At 67.9% G+C, this 3,763-nt stretch carries 5 protein-coding genes; 4 read left to right on the top strand and 1 reads right to left on the bottom strand.

Features of this window, described 5'->3' with window-relative positions; all coding sequences use genetic code 11:
- Nucleotides 1–914: tRNA nucleotidyltransferase/poly(A) polymerase-related protein (locus PHX69_RS15675; RefSeq protein WP_502958552.1), on the top strand; the 914-nt coding region annotated here is incomplete at its 5' end.
- 30 nt (nt 915–944) lie between these two features.
- Nucleotides 945–1,496, top strand: a complete 552-nt coding sequence (folK, locus tag PHX69_RS15670; protein WP_502958551.1) for a 2-amino-4-hydroxy-6-hydroxymethyldihydropteridine diphosphokinase — start codon at nt 945–947, stop codon at nt 1,494–1,496.
- A 72-nt stretch (nt 1,497–1,568) separates the two neighbouring features.
- Here folK and PHX69_RS15665 read toward each other — a convergent pair whose 3' ends face one another.
- Nucleotides 1,569–2,546 (bottom strand): Bug family tripartite tricarboxylate transporter substrate binding protein, encoded by a 978-nt coding sequence (locus PHX69_RS15665; protein ID WP_288045007.1) that lies wholly within the window; start codon nt 2,544–2,546, stop codon nt 1,569–1,571.
- A 77-nt stretch (nt 2,547–2,623) separates the two neighbouring features.
- Here PHX69_RS15665 and PHX69_RS15660 point away from each other — a divergent pair, with 77 nt between their 5' ends.
- Together PHX69_RS15660 and PHX69_RS15655 are read left to right on the top strand one after the other, a co-directional pair.
- Nucleotides 2,624–2,983 (top strand): DUF2946 family protein, encoded by a 360-nt coding sequence (locus PHX69_RS15660; RefSeq protein WP_119012976.1) that lies wholly within the window; start codon nt 2,624–2,626, stop codon nt 2,981–2,983.
- Between the two features lie 364 nt (nt 2,984–3,347).
- The coding region (locus PHX69_RS15655) for a copper chaperone PCu(A)C (protein ID WP_288045003.1) at nt 3,348–3,763 on the top strand (416 nt) is incomplete at its 3' end.

Below are 3,763 nucleotides of genomic sequence, written 5' to 3'. Positions count from 1 at the left end.
TCCGCGCCGTGCGCTTTGCCGCCAAGCTCAGTGCCCTGGGCTTTACGCTGGACGCCAAAACCTCCGCGCCGCTGGTCGACTCGCAGCGCCTGCTGGCCGATGTGCCGCAAAGCCGCATGTTTGACGAGATGCTCAAACTGCTGCAAACCGGCCACGCCATTGCCACCATCGAGCAGCTGAAAAAACTCGGCCTCTCGCGCGGCATTTACCCGCTGCTGGACGTGGTGGTCGAGCGCGCCGACACCGCCTTTGTGCGCGCTGCCCTGACCGACACCGACCGCCGCGTGGGCGAAGGCAAGCCCGTAGCGCCCAGCTTTTTGCTGGCCTGCGTGCTGTGGCAAGACGTGCGCGAGGGCTGGGATCGCCGCCTGCAAGCGGGCGAGCACCCGCTGCCTGCGCTGCAAGAGGCCATCGACGCGGTGTTTGACCTGCGCATTGGCGACGTTTCCGGGCGCGGCAAGCTGGCCGCCGACATGCGCGAAATCTGGGTCATGCAGCCGCGCTTTGAAAAGCGCACGGGCCGCATCCCCGAGAGCATGGTGGCGCAGCTGCGCTTTCGCGCCGGGTTCGACTTTTTGCGCCTGCGCGCTGAAGTCAACGAAATCGATGAGGCGCTGGCCGAGTGGTGGCAAGAGTTCAGCACCGCCGATGAAAACCAGCGCTACGACCTGCTGGAGCAAGCCCGCGAAGAGCAAAAGGCCCGCCAGCGCGTCGCCCAGCCCGTGGTGCGCCGCGTGCCCAAGGCCGCACCTGCGCGTGGCCCCGCCGCCGATGGCGCTGCGCCTGCTGATGACGCCACCGTGGCTGGCGAGTACGCCGACGCGGATGCACCGAAAAAACGCCGCCGCCGTCGGCGCAAGCCCGGTGGTGGCGAAGGTGGTGGGGCTGCGGGTGCACCCGGCGGCGCCGATTGAGCCGATGGCGCTGTAACCCAGGCCCGCGCCGTGTTGACCCGCCCTGCACCACCCCATCCTGTGGGTTCAGACGCTGACCCCGTCCCTGTCTGGATTGGTCTGGGCGCCAACCTGGGCGAGCGGGCCAGCGCCCTGCGCCATGCCGTGCAGGCCATGGCTGCGCTGCCGGGCACGCGGGTGCTGCGCACCTCCTCGCTCTACCGCAGCGCGCCCGTGGACGCAGGCGGGCCCGACTACCTCAACGCCGTGGCCGCCATCACCACCACGCTGGCGCCGCTGGCGCTGTTGGCCGCGCTGCAAGCCATTGAGCTGGAAGCGGGCCGCCAGCGCCCCTACCGCAACGCGCCGCGCACGCTGGACTTGGACATCCTGCTCTGGGGCGATGAGCGCATCGCCAGCCCCACGCTCACCGTGCCCCATCCGCGCCTGCACGAGCGCGCCTTTGTGCTGCTGCCGCTGGCCGAACTGGCGCCCGAGCGGGTCAAGAGCGCGCAATTGCAGGCGGTGCAGGCGCAGGCCATTGCGCTCGCCCACGGCCCGGACTGGGCCGATAGCGCATCAGTACCGGATTCTTGCTCCTGAAAAGAGAGCTGCTAGCGCAAGCCCTGTGCGGCTTAGAAGCCAAAAAAGCTTCGAACCGAACGGTGCGTGCCCTCAATCGACCGTAGCGCCGGAGGCTTTCACCACTTGTTCGTACTTGGCGCGTTCGGCGGCCATCAGGGCGTCGAACTGGGCTGGGGTGGTTGGCACGGGCTCGGCCATCAGTGCGGCGAAGCGGGTGTTGGTTTCAGGGGCCTTGAGCGCGGCGGTGAAAGCCTCGTTCAGCTTGTCAATCACGGCCTTGGGGGTGTCCGCCGGTGCCACCAGGCCCCACCAGGTGTCGATGGCAAAGCCTGGGAAGGTAGCGGACAGCGCAGGAACGCCCGGCAGCATCGGACTGGTTTGCAACGACGTGACCGCCAGCGCCTTGAGCTTGCCTGCGCGGATGTTGGGCGCTGCGGCGGCCAGGTTGTCGATGTTGAAATCCACCTCGCCCGCCAGCAGCGCCAGCTGCGCCGGGTTGGCGCCCCGGTAGGGAATGTGCAGTGCGTAGATGCCCGCGCGCTGCTTGAACATCTCACCTGCCAGGTGGCCTGCGCTGCCATTGCCGCCGCTGCCGTAGTTCAGTTGTCCCGGGTGGGCCTTGGCGTAGGCGATCAGGTCGGCCACGGTTTTGATTTTCAGGCGCTCGGCTTTGTCGGCGTTCACCACCACCACGTTGGGCACGCGCACCATTTGCGTGATGCCAGCGAAGTCCTTGGCCGCATCAAACGGTATGCGCTTGTAGAGCCAGGGGTTGACGGCGTGCGTGGCCGTGGCCGCCAGGCCAATGGTCAGGCCATCGGGTGCGGCTTTGGCGACAAAGTCAGCGCCGATGTTACCGCCCGCGCCGGGTTTGTTGTCCACGATGACGGTGCCCAGGGTGGCTTGTACACGCTCGGCCAAGGCGCGGGCGGTAACGTCCAGCGGGCCGCCGGGGGCATAGGGAACGACCAGGCGGATGGGCTTGCCAGCATCCTGCGCCAGCGCCAACGAAGAAGACAGTGTCAGCGCAGTAGCGGCGCACGAGAGGAGTAGGTGTCTGCGGTTCATGTCCGCCGATTGTGCAGCACCCCCCCCGCTGGAGCCCGGTTGCCTTTTGCCATGCCCCATGTCCATAATCGCGCCCCATGCACGCCCTGCGCCACGCCCACCACCTTGTCCGCTGGATGCTGGTGTGGTTTGCGCTGACGCTGACGGCCGCGGTGGCCTCGCCGCTGGCGGGCATGCAAGGTGGCCTGGAGCTGGTCTGCACCACCGGCGGCGGCATGAAGCTGGTCGCCACCAACAGCGATGGGGCCGAAAGCGTCGGCAGCCTCACGCTGGACTGTCCGCTGTGCAGTACTGCCCATGCGCCTCCCCCGGCAACACAACCGCTGGCGCTGCTGCACCAGCCTTTGGCGTACCGGCTGAAACCCCAGGTGGCAGCCCGCATCGCCGCCCTGACCGCGCCGCCCCTGCCAGCGCGCGGCCCCCCGCACTCCCTCTGATTTTTTGCCAAACCGCAGGCTGGTTGCCTGGTGTGCGCTGCTGCCTACTTTGCAGGTGTGGCCCGCACGGATGCCCCCTGCCTTGGCGCTGCCCCACGCCAGTGGGGTGCGTGTGCGCAGGCTGGCCCTGCCCGCACGCAGGTGGCCAGGCCGTGACCCTTCGGTCGCTGTGCCGGTGCCGCCGCATGGCTGACAGGCACCGTGGTGCCTGCGGCCTCTGCGCGGGGTTTGAACCGCTTCGCGTTTCTTGATTTTTTTCTGCGGTGCTGGCCCGTGCTGGCGTGGTGCAGGGGCGCGTTGACTGCAATGGCAGCGGCCCCCGTACCGGCTGGTGCGCGCGCAAGCATGCGCCAAGGATTTTTGAATGACTTCACTCCACACGGTATCTCCCTTGTCCCGGCGCACCTGGCTGGTCGGTTCGGCTTTGCTGGGTTTGGCGCTGGCCTTGCCAGCGGCGGCGCACGACTTCAAGCACGGCACGCTGCGCATAGACCACCCCTATGCCACGCCCACGGGCGCGGGCATGGCCAATGGGGCGGTGTATTTCCGCGCCATTGAAAACACCGGTGCCGAACCCGACCGCCTGCTGTCGGCCAGCACGCCCATCGCGCAATCGGTGGAGCTGCACCGCATGCAGGTCGATGACGGCGTGATGCGCATGCGCCCCATCGAGGCGATTGATCTGCCTGCCAAAACCACGGTATCCCTGCGCCACGGCCAGCCCCTGCACCTGATGCTGATGGGCCTGCAACGCCCGCTGGTGCTGGGCGAACGCTTTGC

This window comes from Simplicispira sp. (assembly GCF_028687295.1).
GTDB classification, from domain to species: Bacteria; Pseudomonadota; Gammaproteobacteria; order Burkholderiales; family Burkholderiaceae_C; genus Simplicispira; species Simplicispira metamorpha.
Note: the sequence above shows the minus strand (reverse complement) of the source record. Positions and strands in the feature narration are given on the sequence as shown.